The sequence below is a fragment of the Bacillus sp. 2B09 genome, assembly GCF_003946835.1.
Taxonomy (GTDB): domain Bacteria; phylum Bacillota; class Bacilli; order Bacillales; family Bacillaceae; genus Bacillus; species Bacillus altitudinis.
Genome location: NZ_RPSG01000001.1, coordinates 906,307 through 922,569, shown reverse-complemented (window position 1 = coordinate 922,569; position 16,263 = coordinate 906,307). Strand labels below are relative to the sequence as shown.

At 40.4% G+C, this 16,263-nt stretch carries 14 protein-coding genes; 10 read left to right on the top strand and 4 right to left on the bottom strand.

Translation table 11 applies throughout. The features are described from left to right. The first annotated feature begins 114 nt into the window (after positions 1-114). The 5 genes from yhbH to EBQ12_RS04710 all read left to right on the top strand — a co-directional run bounded on the left by yhbH (position 115) and on the right by EBQ12_RS04710 (position 4,848). Positions 115-1,278, top strand: coding sequence for a sporulation protein YhbH (gene yhbH / locus EBQ12_RS04730; protein WP_007497035.1), 1,164 nt, complete (start codon positions 115-117; stop codon positions 1,276-1,278). Between the two features lie 363 nt (positions 1,279-1,641). After that, on the top strand, positions 1,642-2,274 hold the full coding sequence (locus EBQ12_RS04725) for a biotin/lipoyl-containing protein (RefSeq protein WP_007497037.1): 633 nt from the start codon (positions 1,642-1,644) through the stop codon (positions 2,272-2,274). Positions 2,275-2,313: 39 nt separating this feature from the next. After that, positions 2,314-3,933 carry a DHA2 family efflux MFS transporter permease subunit gene (locus tag EBQ12_RS04720; RefSeq protein ID WP_041507548.1) on the top strand — a complete coding sequence of 540 codons (1,620 nt, stop codon included), beginning with the start codon at positions 2,314-2,316 and terminating at the stop codon, positions 3,931-3,933. Between the two features lie 17 nt (positions 3,934-3,950). Continuing rightward, positions 3,951-4,475, top strand: coding sequence for a flavodoxin family protein (locus EBQ12_RS04715; protein ID WP_017366904.1), 525 nt, complete (start codon positions 3,951-3,953; stop codon positions 4,473-4,475). 13 nt (positions 4,476-4,488) lie between these two features. Further along, complete coding sequence (locus EBQ12_RS04710; RefSeq protein WP_017360371.1) at positions 4,489-4,848, top strand: hypothetical protein; 360 nt, start codon at positions 4,489-4,491, stop codon at positions 4,846-4,848. Between the two features lie 114 nt (positions 4,849-4,962). On the opposite strand, the gene cspB is transcribed toward EBQ12_RS04710, so the two are convergent. After that, positions 4,963-5,163, bottom strand: coding sequence for a cold shock-like protein CspB (gene cspB / locus EBQ12_RS04705; RefSeq protein ID WP_008349061.1), 201 nt, complete (start codon positions 5,161-5,163; stop codon positions 4,963-4,965). A 211-nt stretch (positions 5,164-5,374) separates the two neighbouring features. Then, positions 5,375-6,466 (bottom strand): GGDEF domain-containing protein, encoded by a 1,092-nt coding sequence (locus tag EBQ12_RS04695; RefSeq protein ID WP_125589187.1) that lies wholly within the window; start codon positions 6,464-6,466, stop codon positions 5,375-5,377. 94 nt (positions 6,467-6,560) lie between these two features. On the opposite strand from EBQ12_RS04695, the gene EBQ12_RS04690 reads away from it, so the two are divergent. Beyond that, positions 6,561-6,941, top strand: a complete 381-nt coding sequence (locus EBQ12_RS04690; RefSeq protein ID WP_017366906.1) for a hypothetical protein — start codon at positions 6,561-6,563, stop codon at positions 6,939-6,941. Positions 6,942-6,976: 35 nt separating this feature from the next. Here the strand turns inward: EBQ12_RS04690 and EBQ12_RS04685 are convergent, their stop codons facing one another. Beyond that, on the bottom strand, positions 6,977-7,393 hold the full coding sequence (locus EBQ12_RS04685; RefSeq protein ID WP_025206997.1) for a hypothetical protein: 417 nt from the start codon (positions 7,391-7,393) through the stop codon (positions 6,977-6,979). Positions 7,394-7,546: 153 nt separating this feature from the next. Between EBQ12_RS04685 and EBQ12_RS04680 the strand changes: the two genes are divergently transcribed. Both EBQ12_RS04680 and EBQ12_RS04675 read left to right on the top strand, forming a co-directional pair. Further along, positions 7,547-8,053 (top strand): YhcN/YlaJ family sporulation lipoprotein, encoded by a 507-nt coding sequence (locus EBQ12_RS04680; RefSeq protein ID WP_008349054.1) that lies wholly within the window; start codon positions 7,547-7,549, stop codon positions 8,051-8,053. 156 nt (positions 8,054-8,209) lie between these two features. After that, the gene (locus tag EBQ12_RS04675; RefSeq protein WP_048003247.1) at positions 8,210-9,085 is read left to right on the top strand and encodes a hypothetical protein; all 876 of its coding nucleotides are present in this window, start codon (positions 8,210-8,212) and stop codon (positions 9,083-9,085) included. A 29-nt stretch (positions 9,086-9,114) separates the two neighbouring features. Here the strand turns inward: EBQ12_RS04675 and EBQ12_RS04670 are convergent, their stop codons facing one another. Then, positions 9,115-9,759, bottom strand: a complete 645-nt coding sequence (locus tag EBQ12_RS04670; RefSeq protein ID WP_050827090.1) for a spore coat protein — start codon at positions 9,757-9,759, stop codon at positions 9,115-9,117. Positions 9,760-9,903: 144 nt separating this feature from the next. On the opposite strand from EBQ12_RS04670, the gene EBQ12_RS04665 reads away from it, so the two are divergent. Together EBQ12_RS04665 and EBQ12_RS04660 are read left to right on the top strand one after the other, a co-directional pair. Further along, entirely contained in the window at positions 9,904-13,266 is a 3,363-nt protein-coding gene (locus tag EBQ12_RS04665) for a CheR family methyltransferase (protein ID WP_125589185.1), read from the top strand. Between the two features lie 82 nt (positions 13,267-13,348). Beyond that, positions 13,349-16,255, top strand: coding sequence for a 5'-nucleotidase C-terminal domain-containing protein (locus EBQ12_RS04660; RefSeq protein WP_125589183.1), 2,907 nt, complete (start codon positions 13,349-13,351; stop codon positions 16,253-16,255). Positions 16,256-16,263: the final 8 nt, after the last annotated feature.

Genomic DNA, 16,263 nt, shown 5'->3' with positions numbered 1-16,263 from the left:
AACCAGCACCGGTAATGTCTTTTTTAAAAATCGTCGTCATTTCGACGACGACCAGCATACGATAATGGAATCGATGGGTACAAGAATTGTCCAAAAAGGTGAGGAGGGGGATGGATGTCCCGGCAAGAAAAAAGTCAGTTTATTGTGTCTCAGGAAGACTGGTCCCTCCATCGAAAAGGCTTTGATGACCAGCAGCGTCATCAGAAAAAAGTCAAAGAGGCGATTAAAAACAATTTGCCGGATCTTGTCACAGAGGAAAGCATTATTATGTCTAATGGCAAAGATGTGGTCAAAATTCCGATCCGTTCTTTAGATGAATATAAAATTCGGTACAACTATGATAAGAATAAGCATGTAGGTCAGGGGGATGGAGACAGCCAAGTTGGCGATGTGGTCGCTCGGGATGGATCTGACAGTAAGCAAGGGCAGGGAAAAGGTCAAGGTGCTGGAGATCAAGCCGGTGATGATTATTACGAAGCAGAAGTCTCATTAATGGATTTAGAGGAAGCGCTATTTCGTGAGCTGGAGCTACCAAATCTTAAACAAAAGGAACTTGATGATATCGTTGTCGAGGAAATTGAGTTTAATGATATTCGCAAAACGGGGTTAACCGGTAATATCCATAAAAAACGCACAATGCTGTCAGCATTTAAACGAAATGCCATGACAGGAAGCCCTTCCTTTTATCCTATTTATCCAGAGGATATTAAGTATAAGACGTGGAATGAAGTCACCAAACCAGAATCGAAAGCGGTTGTCCTAGCGATGATGGATACGAGCGGAAGTATGGGGCTTTGGGAAAAATATATGGCGAGAAGCTTTTTCTTTTGGATGACACGGTTCTTGCGGACAAAGTATGAGACAGTCGAGATCGAATTCATTGCTCACCATACAGAGGCGAAGGTCGTAGACGAGGAGCACTTCTTTTCTCGGGGAGAGAGCGGGGGAACCATTTGTTCTTCTGTCTATCGAAAGGCACTAGAGCTCATAGACGAACGATATCCGCCGTCACGATATAATATTTATCCTTTCCATTTTTCTGATGGTGACAATTTGACCTCTGATAATGCACGGTGCGTGAAGCTCGTTTCTGAAATTATGAAAAAAGCCAATTTATTTTGTTATGGTGAAGTGAATCAATATAATCGGCATTCTACGTTAATGTCAGCATATAAACATATTCAGGATGAGAAATTTAAGCATTATATTTTGAAGCAAAAATCAGACGTTTTTCTCGCATTAAAAAAATTTTTTCAACAGGAAGAAGTTCTTTCTTAAAGAGAACATTCAAAAAAACCTTTCAGCATAAGGGCTGAAAGGTTTTTTGTGTGGAGAAGGAAGGGATCACCAGAAAAAAAGTAAAACTTTCTCTTTGACATTTCAATTTTCATTTATTAATATTTAATCTTGTTAAATATAAGTTTTTCAAAAAAAGATGCCGATCGTCTTTTCTTCTTTTTCTGCTTTTTGCTCATAAGTGAACAATAAGTATAAATGGGCTGCACACCATTTTCAGCAGAGTAGAAAAAGGGGAAACAGGCAGCTCTATGAGCTTGTTTCATAATCTGTCAGATGATGGGCATTCTAAGTTTGCTAAAGCAGATGACACTATATTTTTATACATGAAAGGAGAAACAAAACATGAACAGAGGGCGTTTATTGCTAACAAATATTATTGGCCTTATTGTGATTCTTGCCATTATTGCCGGAGGTGCTTATTACTACTACGAAAGCACAAACTTCGTAAAAACAGATGAAGCAAAAGTGACAGGTGACATGTACCAAATTACAGCGCCAGCAGCTGGACAAATCAAAGGCTGGGATATCAATGAAGGTGACGAAGTGCAAAAAGACAGCACAGTTGCAAAAGTTGAAGGAGAAGCAAAAACAAACATTAAAGCAGTGGCTGATGGCACATTAGTCAAAAAAGAAGTACAAAACAACCAACAAGTGCAGCCTGGGACAGTTCTTGGTGAAACGATTGACCTAAGCAAGCTTTACATTACAGCGAATATTAAAGAAACAGACATTAAGAACATTGAAAAAGGTGACAAAGTGGACATCGTTGTAGACGGCGATCCTGATACAACATTTGAAGGAACAGTTGAACAAATTGGTTATGCAACAAACTCAACATTCAATATGCTGCCAGCAACAAACTCAAGTGGTAACTACACGAAAGTGACACAAAAAGTAGCAGTGAAAATTTCAATTAAAAATCCATCTGACAAAGTACTTCCAGGTATGAATGCTTCTGTCAAAATTTCATCTTAATGATGACTGATATCAAAAAATGAAAGGAGGTTGTCTGAGATGGCAAATCAACCTGCAGCGACAAAACAGGGAGCAGGCTCCTTGTCTTTACTGATCATTTTAATGGCCGGTTTGTTCGTAGCGATTTTAAACCAAACGCTTTTGAACGTAGCCATGCCCCATTTAATGACTGAATTTAATGTGAGTGCGACGACAATTCAGTGGCTTACAACAGGTTACATGCTTGTCAACGGGGTGCTCATTCCGTTATCTGCGTTTTTAATCACACGTTTTGGCCAGCGCAGCTTATTCCTCGTGGCGATGATTTCATTTACACTAGGGACTTTTATTTGCGGTATTGCGCCAAACTTTTCTACGATGCTGATTGGTCGTTTGATTCAGGCAGTCGGTGGCGGTATCTTACAGCCGCTCGTCATGACAACAATCCTTTTTATTTTCCCTCCAGAAAACAGAGGGAAAGGAATGGGGATTTTTGGTCTTGCGATGATGTTTGCGCCAGCTGTCGGACCAACGTTATCTGGTTATATTATTGAACACTATTCATGGCGTATTATGTTTTATGGACTTGTACCAATCGGTGCGATTGTCATTATCGCGGCTTTCTTTATGTTTAAAAATATTGTAGAGCCTAAAAAAATCAAGCTGGACACTCTTGGTGCGATTCTGTCGATCGTTGGTTTTGCTTCGCTTCTATACGGAGTGAGTGAAGCGGGAAGTGATGGCTGGACAGATCCAATTGTTCTATCTACGATTATCATTGGTGCGATTGCGATCATTCTCTTTATTTTCCAACAGCTAAAAGCGGATAATCCGATGCTTGATTTCCGCGTGTTTAAATACAGCATTTTCTCATTATCAAGTGTTATCAACATTATTATTACCGTTGCCTTATACACTGGGATGTTCTTACTTCCGATCTACTTGCAGAACCTCGTTGGGTTTACTGCACTGCAATCGGGGCTATTAATGCTTCCAGGGGCACTTGCGATGCTCATTATGTCTCCAATTTCAGGGATCTTGTTTGATAAATTTGGACCTCGTCCACTTGCCATTGTAGGGATGCTGATTACGGTTGTCACCACATACGAGTTTACAAGGCTGACGATTGATACATCTTATAGTCACATTGTGCTCATGTATGCAGTACGTGCCTTTGGTATGTCACTCTTAATGATGCCAGTCATGACTGCTGGGATGAACCAATTACCGCAGCATTTAAACAGTCATGGTACAGCGATGTCAAATACACTGAGACAAATCAGTGGTTCGATCGGTACGAGTTTGATCACGACGATTTATACAAATCGCACGACATTCCATTATTCCAATATGGCAGATCAAACGAATACGGCTGACCCGTTCTTTATGAATTCATTCCAGGCGGCTGTCTCTAATGTGATGCACCATATGGGCATGACAGCAGAAGCTGCTCAAAAATATGTGTCGACCCAGCTCTTTACGAAAGCACAAGTTGATTCAAATGTGATGGGCATCAATGATGCTTACATGTGGGTGACATTATTCTGTGCAGCTGGTGTGATTCTCAGCTTGTTCCTGCGAGATGTACGTAAGGATAAAAAGCGAAAAGAAAAGCAGGATAAGAAACAAGAAATGACATTGCTTCCAGCACCTAAGGAAGCAAACCAAGATGCAAGATAAGTGTGGAGGGACCGTACATGAAAATTTATGTCGTATACGATAGTGAAGGTGACCATACAAAAGCACTTGCAGAAGCGATTGCAGCTGGCGCAGGTGAAACAGAGCAAGCTGAAGTGTTCATTGATCATGTGAAAGATGCGGATATCCGCAAGCTTGATCAAATGGATGCAATCATTTGGGGCTGCCCTGGTCACTTTGGTACCATTAGTTCTGGATTAAAGACATGGATTGACCGTCTTGGGTATTTATGGGCAGAAGGAAAACTCATCGATAAAGTCGGTGCCGTTTTCTGTACCACTGCAACAACACACGGCGGATTAGAAATGACGATGCACAATTTGATTACGCCGATGTTCCATCAAGGGATGCTTGTGGTCGGCCTTCCTGGAAATGTTCCAGAAAATGCGTTATACGGCTCTTATTATGGAGCAGGTGTGACGTGCCCGATTGATTCTGATGAAGTGATTTCTACAGAAGGCATTGAGCTAGGGAAAGCATTAGGAAGACGTGTAGCATCAGTCACTGCGTCATTTAAGCGATAAGGAGAGGGTTCTTTTGGCGACGATTATTGTAGCGTTAGTAGCTGCTGTTCTAGTCATTATCGGATTAGTAGCGTTCAATGTCAGACACGCTTCGGCCGAGAAGGAAGAGATCAAAGAAGATGTATCGAATCATCCTGACGTGCCGCATAGCGAGCCAGAAGTTGCGGCGAGACCTGTAGAGCCTGAAGTGGAAGAAAAAGCGTCAGAGCCTTCTCAGACAGATGATGCTCCGTCAGGTGATGATTTCTATAGACAGGCGCTTCAAAAGTTTAAACAGCCAGAACCACCTGTCAAAGAAGAAGAACCAGAGACGAAAATGAATGATGATATGTATCGTTCTGCTTTACAGAAACTAAAGCAGAAGGACAAATAAAAAGAGAACCTCTCGTCAGGTTCTCTTTTTTTATTGCACAAAAAAACCGCTGGCATAAAAGCCGAGCGGTTTTCCTTCACTCTATAAAGTGCTAAAAGAGCAGATGCTCTTAAATTACGCTTTGTTAACGTTAGCAGCTTGTGGTCCACGGTTACCTTCAACGATTTCGAAAGAAACTGATTGACCTTCTTCTAAAGTTTTGAAGCCTTCGCCTTGGATAGCAGAGAAGTGAACGAATACATCGTCTTGACCTTCTACTTCGATGAATCCGAAACCTTTTTCAGAGTTGAACCATTTTACTTTACCTTCTAACATGAAATTTCCTCCTAAAGCGATCTTAACGCTTAAATTCACTATTCTTGCTCTTACACAAACTTCAAAGACGAAAACTCTTTCAAAACTTTCTTCTTAAAGATGATACGAACAAAAATAATTACCTTTACTTTACCAGTGTTTGCGGGAAAAAACAACTGTTATACGAAAACTTTTTTAAAAATAATTAGCGCTAACAAATTGAGGAAAAAGCCTATGTTAAGTGTTCTCTTTTACGTCCAGAAAAGCTCACTTGGTTTCTGCCTGACTGCTTCGCTTTATAGAGCTCCTGGTCTGCAATAATCGGTAATTGTTTCATGTTTTCACTTGTTCCTGCATCATAAGCACATCCAATTGACACCGTAATGTGAATCGATGTTCCGTTTTGTAAATAAATTGGCTGATCCGCCATTTTTTTTCGTAAACGTTCCGCAATTTGCCATGTTTTTTCAACGGAACAATTCGGTAAAAGCACAGCAAATTCTTCACCGCCGATCCGCCCAATATAATCAGAGCTTCTTGTGTTCTTAATCAGCCTTGTTCCGATTTCTTTTAAAACGATATCTCCCTCATGATGTCCATACTGATCATTGATGGTTTTGAAATAATCGATGTCTAGGTAAATCAAGGACATTTGATGGATAGGTTGCTTTAAGTTCAGCGAAAAAGCATCACTTAATATTTCATCGAATTTCCGTTTATTTAAAACACCAGTTAAAAAGTCATAATGAGCTTGGAATTTATACAAATTTAACATCTGATACGCTTTTGTTTGATGCTCAATGACATAAAAGTTAAATAAACCGGCAATATACGAGAATATCCAATAGGCAGTATGCAGTTCAAATGATCTTTCATTGACGATGATGATAAATAAAATCGTCGCAATGACGTTGCTCATGGTAATAGATAACAGCATTTTTACGACGTGATTGATATGACGCTCAGCAATTAAAAAGGAAGCTGTGGCGATAAATATCATGGAAAAAATATTAATGAAAGAAGCAACATTGGCTTCGATTAATAATCGGCCAATAATGATCACACAGGCTGCAATGAACGTTTGTGCAATGCCTCCATAAAATGCCGTTAAAATAAGGGGGATATGTCTTAAATCGATGATGGCTGGTCCTGCTTTAATAGAGAAAAACATTAAGAGGACACCGAGTAACCCAGAAATGATTCCTTTAAAAATTTGTCTGAGCAAGGTGTCTTCCTTTTTTAAAAAATTCTCTTTAAACACAAGCATCAATAAATAATGGAAAGTGACAAGAATTGTTAAATTAATAAAGAGGTCTCTTAGCAAAATAAAATCACCTTTTTAAAATTACTAAAATTTGTTGCAAAAGAAAAGGGGAAACAAGATAATTAATAAAAATTTCACTTGTGAGGGGTTTAAAATGAGGAGAAAACAATTTCCAGATCGAACGGACTGGCTTTCTTTTTTTGAGACGTGGCCTGATGAAGGATTTGAACGAGATATGCCCATTGAATATCAAGATCTAACGTTTCGGTTTGAGAATGAGGAAGAGCGATTTGTGGTGACGATGTCTCTTGGAGTACAAGAATTTTCTTTGAAGGCTATTCGTAAAAAGGACGCATCCGTTTTGGGAGTATATGCCTTTAAAACTGTGCGACATGTAGAAATAAAAAAGGACCGGCAGCATGAAAAAGAGCTGTTGATACTATTAGATGGTGTGGAACGGTTTGTTATCACGATCGAAATCACCTTCTTGCCTTCCTTCTGCATCATGGTGAAAGAGCATTTTTCAGGAGAATAAACAGGAGCCTTTCTGAAAAAAGGCTCCTGTTTTAGTTATTTGTGCTCGATGTCATTGAGTACTTGCTGAATAGATTCATCATCCATTACATTCATGACACTTTCATCAATGTGAAGAGACTGGGCGTAAGACTCTCTCGGCGGCTGATGAGTTTGGTATGTTTTTGATGATGTTTGATGCTGATTTGTTTCATTTGGCTGGACAGCGGTGAATGCCTGCTTGATCATTTGTCCGACTTCAGCTGTGCCTTTTGAGTCTTTACGTGAATGCGAATGGGACTCATGACGAGATGACTCATGCTGGTGTTGATCTTTGCCTTTCATCATTGAGGACAAATTCATTTGAGTCATGCTACTTAGTCTTCTCCGTAATAGTGGTGAAAATAATGCAATGATGGCTGTTGATGCTGCGATCATTGCACCAGTACTCATACCTTTTCTCTTTTTAAACAAACGAATCCCTCCATTTGATCGTGATGATACTTCTTCATCATGTTTAGGATGACCAATCAAGGCTGATTTATGAATTCATTGCTGAAATAGAGGATGTGTGCATAAAAAGTCTGCTGGATGAAAAACCTATGAGCAAAAGGAGGGAATCAATTGATGAATAAGAAATGGATGCTATCTTTATTACTCGTTCCAACATTGATCACTGCTGGGTGTGGAATGAACAACCAGGGCGATGAACGAAGAGGAACAATGAAACGACAGTACGAAAATGTCACATATAAGAACGACAACATGAGACAGGATCAACCAAATGTGCAGACACCTCAGAAGGTGAAAGTGGCAGATAAGGCATCAGAGCTTGTTGCCAACATGTCTGAAGTGAAAACAGCGAACGTACTTGTCACAGGGAAAAATGCATTTGTTGCTGTCGTGCTTGAAGGCAATAAAAGCGGAGATGTAACAGACGATTTGAAAAAGAAAATTTCTGACAAAGTCAAATCGACGGATCAACAAATTGATAATGTGTATGTATCTGCTAATCCAGACTTTGTCGATCGTATGGCAGGGTACGGAAAACGTATTAGAAGTGGAGAACCAATTTCAGGATTCTTCGACGAGTTTACTGAAACGGTTCGACGTGTCTTCCCTGAATCAAAATAGCTACGACAAAAGCCGTATGTCATATGCGGCTTTTTTGTTTGGAACCGCACCTTGCGCACCTGACTGCATAAAGTAAAAAATATATCACCTCTTGTTGATCTTTGTTTTTTCATAGAAAGAGAAAGAGGTTGCAGGATGAATTCAGGTGGGGAGTAAATGAAAGCAAAACCGTCATTAATTCATAAAAAACTTGTAAGCGGAATGATTGCAGCAGGTTTGATTTTTTATGCGTTCACTGCGTACTTGATTTATGTAGCGTTCCAGCTGGCAGGGCAATATCTAGAGGAGCATTCTTCGCCTAAAACGGTCTTAACGGAAGGACTCAATAAGCAAGTCTATGAACATATTCGAATCTACTATGCAAAGGATGAGGGCGCCTTTGTCGATCTGACCATAGAAGCGCTGGAACAGGCAAAGAAGAGGACGATGTCAGTGTTTCAGTATGAAGCTGATAAACCGTTAGATATCATTTATTTTGATGATAAAGAAACGATTGAGCAATTTGCCGGCATCAAGCATATTACAGGTTTTTATTCTGATGTTGATCATATGATTGGATTATACCCAGATAAACGGGAAGAATTGTTGAAGAAAGAGACACTGCCTTTATACTTTTTCAACACGTTATTCATTCATGAGTATGCCCATTTTGTTTTCTATGAAAAGGTGCATGCATATAAGGTATCTCCAGTCGTCTTTCCCCTTTGGTTCCATGAAGGGACAGCAGAATGGACGGCCTATGATGTGCTGAACGCCACGTCTGAACGGTTTGACGTCATTCCTTTCAAATCTCTTTATTCTGATCAAGACTGGCAAGAATCTCGCACGACGTATGAGACAGATGTTTATTTACAAAGCTACTATATGATCTATGAGCTTGTGCAGCTTTATGGACGAGATGTCATACATGAGATCATGGAGGAAACGGCGAAAACTAGTCGTTTTGATAGAGGGTTTGAACAAGCGACAGGACAACGTCTCACAGATTTTGAAGAGCAATTTAAACTGAATTATCAAAGAAAAAACGGCTGACCTGTAAATAGGTCGGCCGTTTTTTTTATTTAATGAAGCGGTTTTTGCTGGTTGGCTTTGCTCGGCGGCATCTGCACTTGTCCCTGCATAGGGGCAAATGTAGACGTCATCGCCTGCATATCTTGCGCTGTAAGCTGCGGAACTTGATAATAGCTATGTTTGTTTTGATATAAGAAAATTTCATACGCCATTTCAATAAAGTTCGGGATTTGCGCTGCAAGCACACGTCGTACCACAGGGTTTGTGACCTCTAATGCAGTCATTGAGAGTAATCCAGCATGAGATTTCACGAGACCAAGCATATGCCCTGTAATTCCCGCATCTTTTACATCCTGTAATGATTGATTTGGCTTCTTAGGTTGAGATGGTTTTATTCCGTATGTCACCTGTGTCTGTTCGTTCATCATATAAGTAGATGTTTCTTCACTAGGCTTTTGACCAGTAGAAAAGCAATCTACCGTGACGTTGTACTGGGACAATACAAATTGATATTGTCGATCTAACATGTCGGATAATGCGGGATCTTGGATAAATTGCCGAAAGATCATGTATTGATCCAAAATATTAATGGTCCCTGCCAATACCTCATGTAAATCAAATAACTCATGCCCGCCATGATTGAATTGGGGCTGCTGGACATGTCCTTGAACGTTTGGTTGCTGATCGTTTTGCATAAAGAATCCTCCTTCTGTTTATACAGTCTGTTTTAATGTGAGGAAGTTTTCCTCCTTTCATGCAAAAAACATTATTTACAATTAGAGGGTTTTCTTCCTTTTTGTCGAAAAAATGTATCAGACGAATGAACATGGGGGTACCAGATGCAGGACAAAATCATTAATCGTTTGATAGAAGACGAACATGTGCAGGCACCAGTGATTGGCATCGGTGTTTCGCCGTTTGAACAGCATCATCTTGAGGCTTTTTTTCAATCATTTCCGCATGAATTAAATGCCTCTTTTATTGTTGTGCAAAATCATGTGACAGGCGATTGTGTAACTGATTTGGAAGCACTTGTTTTACCGATTGGCTACCGGGCAAAGCCGATTAAGCATGGTGAGAAAGTCATGAAAAATACGATTTATGTTTGTCCGCAGCATGCAGCTGTGACATTGACAGAAGACAAACGGCTACACATAACAGAGCAGCATCCTACAAACAAGGCGTGTGCTGTAAATTCGTTGTTTCAGTCACTTGCCAATGTGCAAAAGGAAGAGGCCTATGCGATCTTTTTTCAAAAAGGCTATTGTGTAGGAAGTGGTTTGCTTCAAATCGTTGAGCAAGGCGGTACAGCCATATCGTGCAGTGAGACAAATAGTGGGTTTGATCGTATGTATCATCAAACATTTCAAGACCCTTCTTCACTTGCGTCATATATAGCCAACATCATCAACGTTCCGCATACAGATGTTGCAGACCCTGTTTTAATCAGAATCATTGAACGTCTTGAAATGCATAAAGGAATTGCATTTTCAACCTATGAGAAGCGCAGACTGCTCTCTGTCATTCAAAAAAGAATGAGGAGTGCGAACCAATCGATCTCCTTGTTGTCCGAGTACGATCGTTTATTAGAGAGAGAACCAGATGAGCTTGATCGCCTGCATGTACAGCTTTTAAGCGGCACGACTTCCTTTTTTAGAGATATGGAAGCCTTTCGAGTATGTGAACATCACATCATTCCGTCGATCATTGATAATACATTGAAAAATGGGAAATCTCGATGCCGCATTTGGATTGCAGGATGTTCTACAGGTGAAGAAGCCTATTCTTTTGCGATGTTATTTTTAGAAGAAATGAAACGAAGACAAGTGTCCATTGAACTTCAAGTGTTTGCAACAGACATCAACCGGAAAGCCATCCAAAGTGCAAGCAAAGGTGTTTATTCGCTTGAGTCTATGGCACGAATACCAGAAAAATGGAGGGCACGATATTTCGAAAAAAAAGGTGACGCTTTTATTGTGAAGCAGTCGCTTAGAAAACATATTGTCTTTGCTCCTCACAATTTATTGATCGATTCACCTTTTATCCACCTCGATTTTATCAGTTGCCGAAATGTTCTGATGTACTTCCAGCCAGAAGTACAAAAACGAGTCTTATCTCGATTCCAATATGCACTAAAGGATCAAGGGATGTTGATATTAGGACCGAATGAAAAGGTACCCAATATCCCTCGTTTATTTCATTTGTTAAATGAAAAGTGGAACATTTACACTCACTCAAACGTTCCTAAATACAATGCAGGTCATACGGAGTTAAAAAAACGAGCTGTCCAATATATGAAAGAAGTAGAGCAGGAGTATGATGCATGTTTCATCATAGACGATTGCGAGAAAATCCTCGCGATATCAAACGGTGCCTATTCTTTCTTAGCGCATGCAGAAGTCTCAGATGAATTATGTGAATATGTAACCCCTGATTATATGAAAGAGATACTAAGTCAAAGCTTTCAAAAGGTGTGGACTGAAGAGACTGAGGTTGTCTTTCAACATGTCCTCATTTCGGAAAATGGCAGAAAGCAGTATGCAGATTTTACAGTGAAACATTTTGATCGCCGTTTTAAAGGAGTATACGTCATTCTCATTCGGAAGAGTGAGAGAGGAAAAAATCAAAAGAACGGCAGGGACAAAGGGATGTTAGAGCAGAATTCGGTTTATCAACAGCGAATTGTCGATTTAGAAAACGAGCTCAATGAGGTCAAACAAAAAGAGCAAGAAGCAAGGGCTCAATTAAAAGAAAAAAACAAGCAAATAGAAGTGCGCGAGAAAACAAACGAGCATTTTATTAATATCATCAACAACTTAAAGGTGACAAGAGAAGAACTGTACCGGCCGTCTGTGAAGCCAGAACTTGCCACGTTGTTTGTGGACCGGGAAATGAATATTCGCTATCACACTCCTACAGCTACCTCTTTATTCACTTCAGCTCAAACCCGGCACCAGCAAACGTTTCAGTCAATGGTGAAGAAGTTATCGAAGGAAATGCTCTATCATGATATTCAATCTGTCATTTCAGATAGGCGCGTGATCGAACGTGAAATTGAAACGAACGAAGGAGAACAATTCACGGTTCATATGACACCTTTATATGATCAAGATCGCGAGGGAGCGGTGATGACCTGGATCAAAATGACCGAAATGACGAAATTGAAGCAGGCTCTTCATCTTGCGGTGACAGCACTTGATAACAGCCATATTCATATTGTGGTTGCAACGGGAGAAGGTGTTATTCAGTGTGTCAACCAGCGCTTTTGTCAGTTTGTACAGCAGCATGAATATGACTTGATCGGAAAAGATATTTTTTCTGTCTATTATGCGTTGTGTCAATGTGATGATCTAGTGAAACAATGGGACGTGTGTTTAAGAGAGGGCAGCTGGACAGGTGAGTTGTATTTTCAGGACTTATCAGGGCGTGAGCGATGGGAAAGAGTCTCTTTACACCGAATCGATGACCCTGACAAAATGCAGTCTACTGTCATGCGGATTTCAGAGGATATTACAAGTCAAAAACAGTCTGAGAAAATGCTGATGAAGTCTGAAATGCTGTCAGCAGTCGGACAGCTGGCAGCTGGTATTGCCCATGAGATACGTAACCCACTTACGTCGTTAAAAGGCTTTTTACAGCTAATGATTCAAAGTAAAAAGTATCAGAAGGATTATGCCGATGTGATGATGTCAGAGTTTAATCGGCTTGAGTCTATTATTAACGAATTCCTTGTGCTCTCTAGAAGCAAATCTGTTAAATTTGAACCGGTGAATGTGAATCTTCTGCTCGAAGAAGTCATTATGGTCGTTGAATCTCAGGCGGTCTTAAAAGGAGTGTCGATTCAAAAGAATCTGGCGCCCTCTCTGCCACATATTCAAGGCATTCCAAATGAACTAAAACAAGTGTTCCTTAACATTCTTAAAAATGGAATTGAAGCGATGGATGGAGTAACAGGTGTGATCCAAGTGACTTCATTATTGAAAAACGACCAAATGATGCTGATATTTGAAGACCAAGGAAAGGGCATACCAGAAGACGAGATTGGGAAATTAGGTGAACCTTTTTACACAACGAAAGAAAAAGGCACGGGTCTTGGATTAATGATGACCATTAAGATTATTGAAAGCCATGGCGGTACCATTCGTTTTGAGAGCAAAAGCTTTGAAGGGACACGTGTGATTATTACGTTTCCAAGTAATTGAGATCAGCTTTACATGAAATCCATCCAGTCTCAATAATTGCTTTGTACAATAGAAGAGATGAAGTTCAAAGGGGAGAAATCTAATGAAACGTATACAATCCATTCGAATGGTCTGTTGTTTGATTTTGGTGATATTTAGTCTGCAATCTTTACTGCCTAGTATGATGACTGCTGAGGCGTTTTCTTCTTCTGAGAAAAAGGAGACTTTATGGAAACAAACAAAGCCGATGAACATAAAAAAAGCCCGAAAACTGATAGGAGAAACGGTAACAGTGAGCGGAATCGTAACAGCAGATCAATCCGCTATAGGGAATGGGAAACTATCAACATATATTCAAGACAAAACAGCTGGTCTCAATATTTATTCTGCGCAGCCTAAGAATTTTCCAGAACTGAAAGCTGGCATGAAGGTCACGGTGACAGGCAAGATCACGACTTATAAAGGGCTCATTGAAATTGTGCCAGATCAAGACCATCTGAAGATTGATGCTGTGAATCAACCATTGCCTTCGCCAAAGAGAGTTTCAGTGAAACAATTGGAAACGGATCAGGCAGGTAAATATGAAGGAAGATTAGTGAAGATAAAAGGCTATGTAGAACAAGCGCCAGATCAGCCAGCTGGCGGTGGATACAATGTGGTCATCATCGATAAAAAATATCATAGCACAGTCCTTAGAGTCATGGTTGATACGGGTGCCATTGATCAAGTGAAGACCGGAAAATGGTATGAGTTTACTGGCGTTTTAAGCAGATACGATACGTTGCAAGTACTTCCAAGACATAAAACCGATGTCAAATTGCTGAAGCACCAGCCAAAGCCGCCAAAAATCAAAAAAGAATATGAGGCAACGGTAGATCGTGTTGTGGATGGAGATACCATTCATTTGAAGAAGCCTGTGCTCGGCACAACAAAGGTACGCTTCGTGAATATGGACACACCAGAAACCTACCACAAGCCAAAAAATGAATTAGATCAAAACCAGCTGCGTTTTGGACAAAAAGCGACGGATTATTTAAAAACCCTTCTTTCAAGTGGTGATCGAGTCACATTAAAGATTGGCCCGGAAGCAAAGGATGGATATGGACGTCTTTTAGCTCAAGTCAAAACCAAAAAAGGGCTGAATACGAACCTAGAGCTTGTGAAAAAAGGATATGCCCCTACTTATTTCATTTGGCCTGTTGGAGATGAAAAAGAGTATCTGATGTTCCAGCAAGCAGTGAAAGATGCCAAGGAAAAAGGGCTTGGTATTTGGAATGAAGAAGACCCTCTGCTAGAACAGCCGTTTGAATTTAGAGCACGCGAGCAGAAAAAAGGGCTCACACGTTATGTGGGTGATTCATCTGCAAAAACCTACGTATCACCTGACAGCTGGAATGAGATCGATGTGGATAAACGTATCTTTTTTGTTTCTAAAGAAGAAGCAGAGCAGGCTGGATATCAGGCGTCAGAATCAACCCGTGAAGTTCCATTAACCATTTTAAGCATGAATGATTTGCATGGGAAAATTGATCAGCAATATGAGCTGGATGTAAAAGGTGATGGCAGTAAAGGAACATATGGACGGATGGATTATGTGGCGGCTTATATAAAACAAAAGCAAGCTGCGCAAAAAAATACACTGACAGTTCATGCAGGAGATATGATAGGCGGAAGCTCGCCAATATCTTCTCTTTTACAAGATGAACCAACCGTTGAACTAATGGAGAACATCGGCTTTGACGTTGGGACAGTTGGCAACCATGAGTTTGATGAAGGTGTGGATGAACTATTGCGCATCTTAAAAGGTGGAGATCACCCGAAAGGCACAAAAGGATACGATGGGCAGAACTTCCCGCTTGTTTGTGCAAACTGTGAATACAAGGATACTGGCAAACCACTTTTACCAGCCTATGAAATCATGGATGTCGAAGGAATTCCTGTGGCTTTTATCGGGGTTGTGACAACATCAGCGGCAGGCATGGTCATGCCAGAAGGAATTAAAGACATTCAATTTACTGATGAAGTCAAAGCTGTCAATGAAGCAACGAAAGAATTAAAGCAAAAAGGAATTAAAGCGATCGCAGTTCTGGCTCATATGACCGCCTCTCAAAATGGCGATACCATTACTGGAGAAAGCGCAAGGCTCGCCAAAGAAGGTGATGACGAAATTGATGTCATTTTCGCTGGCCATAATCACGAAGTGGTTAATGGAGAAGTGAATGGAAAATTAATTGTCCAAGCCTTTGAATACGGAAAGGCAATTGGAGAAGTCAATGTCACACTTGACCGGAAAACAAAAGATATTGTCAAAAAGAGTGCAAACATCCAGTATGTAGACCAGGCTGGTATTGAAAAGGATCAGGAAGCAGCGGACATTTTAGCCCATTACGGAAAAGAAGTGGAGCCGATTATTAGTGAGGTTGTTGGAGAAGCTGGCGTCAAGATGGAAGGTGGCTATTCCAATGATGGTGATACACCACTTGGCAACCTCATTGCTGATGGTATGAGATATTCAATGAAAAGTGACTTTGCCATGATGAATGGCGGCGGTATCAGACAAAATCTCGAAAAAGGACCCATTACTTGGGGAGACCTCTTTAATATTCAGCCATTTGGAAATGTGTTAGTAAAGCTGGACATCAAGGGGAAAGATTTAGTTGATATCATTGAAGCTCAAATATCTCCTCAATTTGGACCAGATTATAGCATTTCAGGCTTTTCTTATTCGTACGATCCGTTAACATATAAAGTAGTCGACTTAAAACTGCCTGATGGTTCTTCCGTTGATTTCGATAAAACGTATACACTCACAGTGAACAACTTCATGGCGACTGCCACTGGAAGTAAGTATGCACCGATTGGGCGGCTAGGGAAAAATCCGGAAACAGGCCCAGAAGATTTAGAAGCAACGGTTGCTTTTGTAAAGAGCTTCGAGGGAGCTTCTATTGTGTATCAAAAAGAGGGCCGAATTCAACAAGCAAAACAAGAAGAAAAGGCAGCAGCAAGCTAAAGAATCAT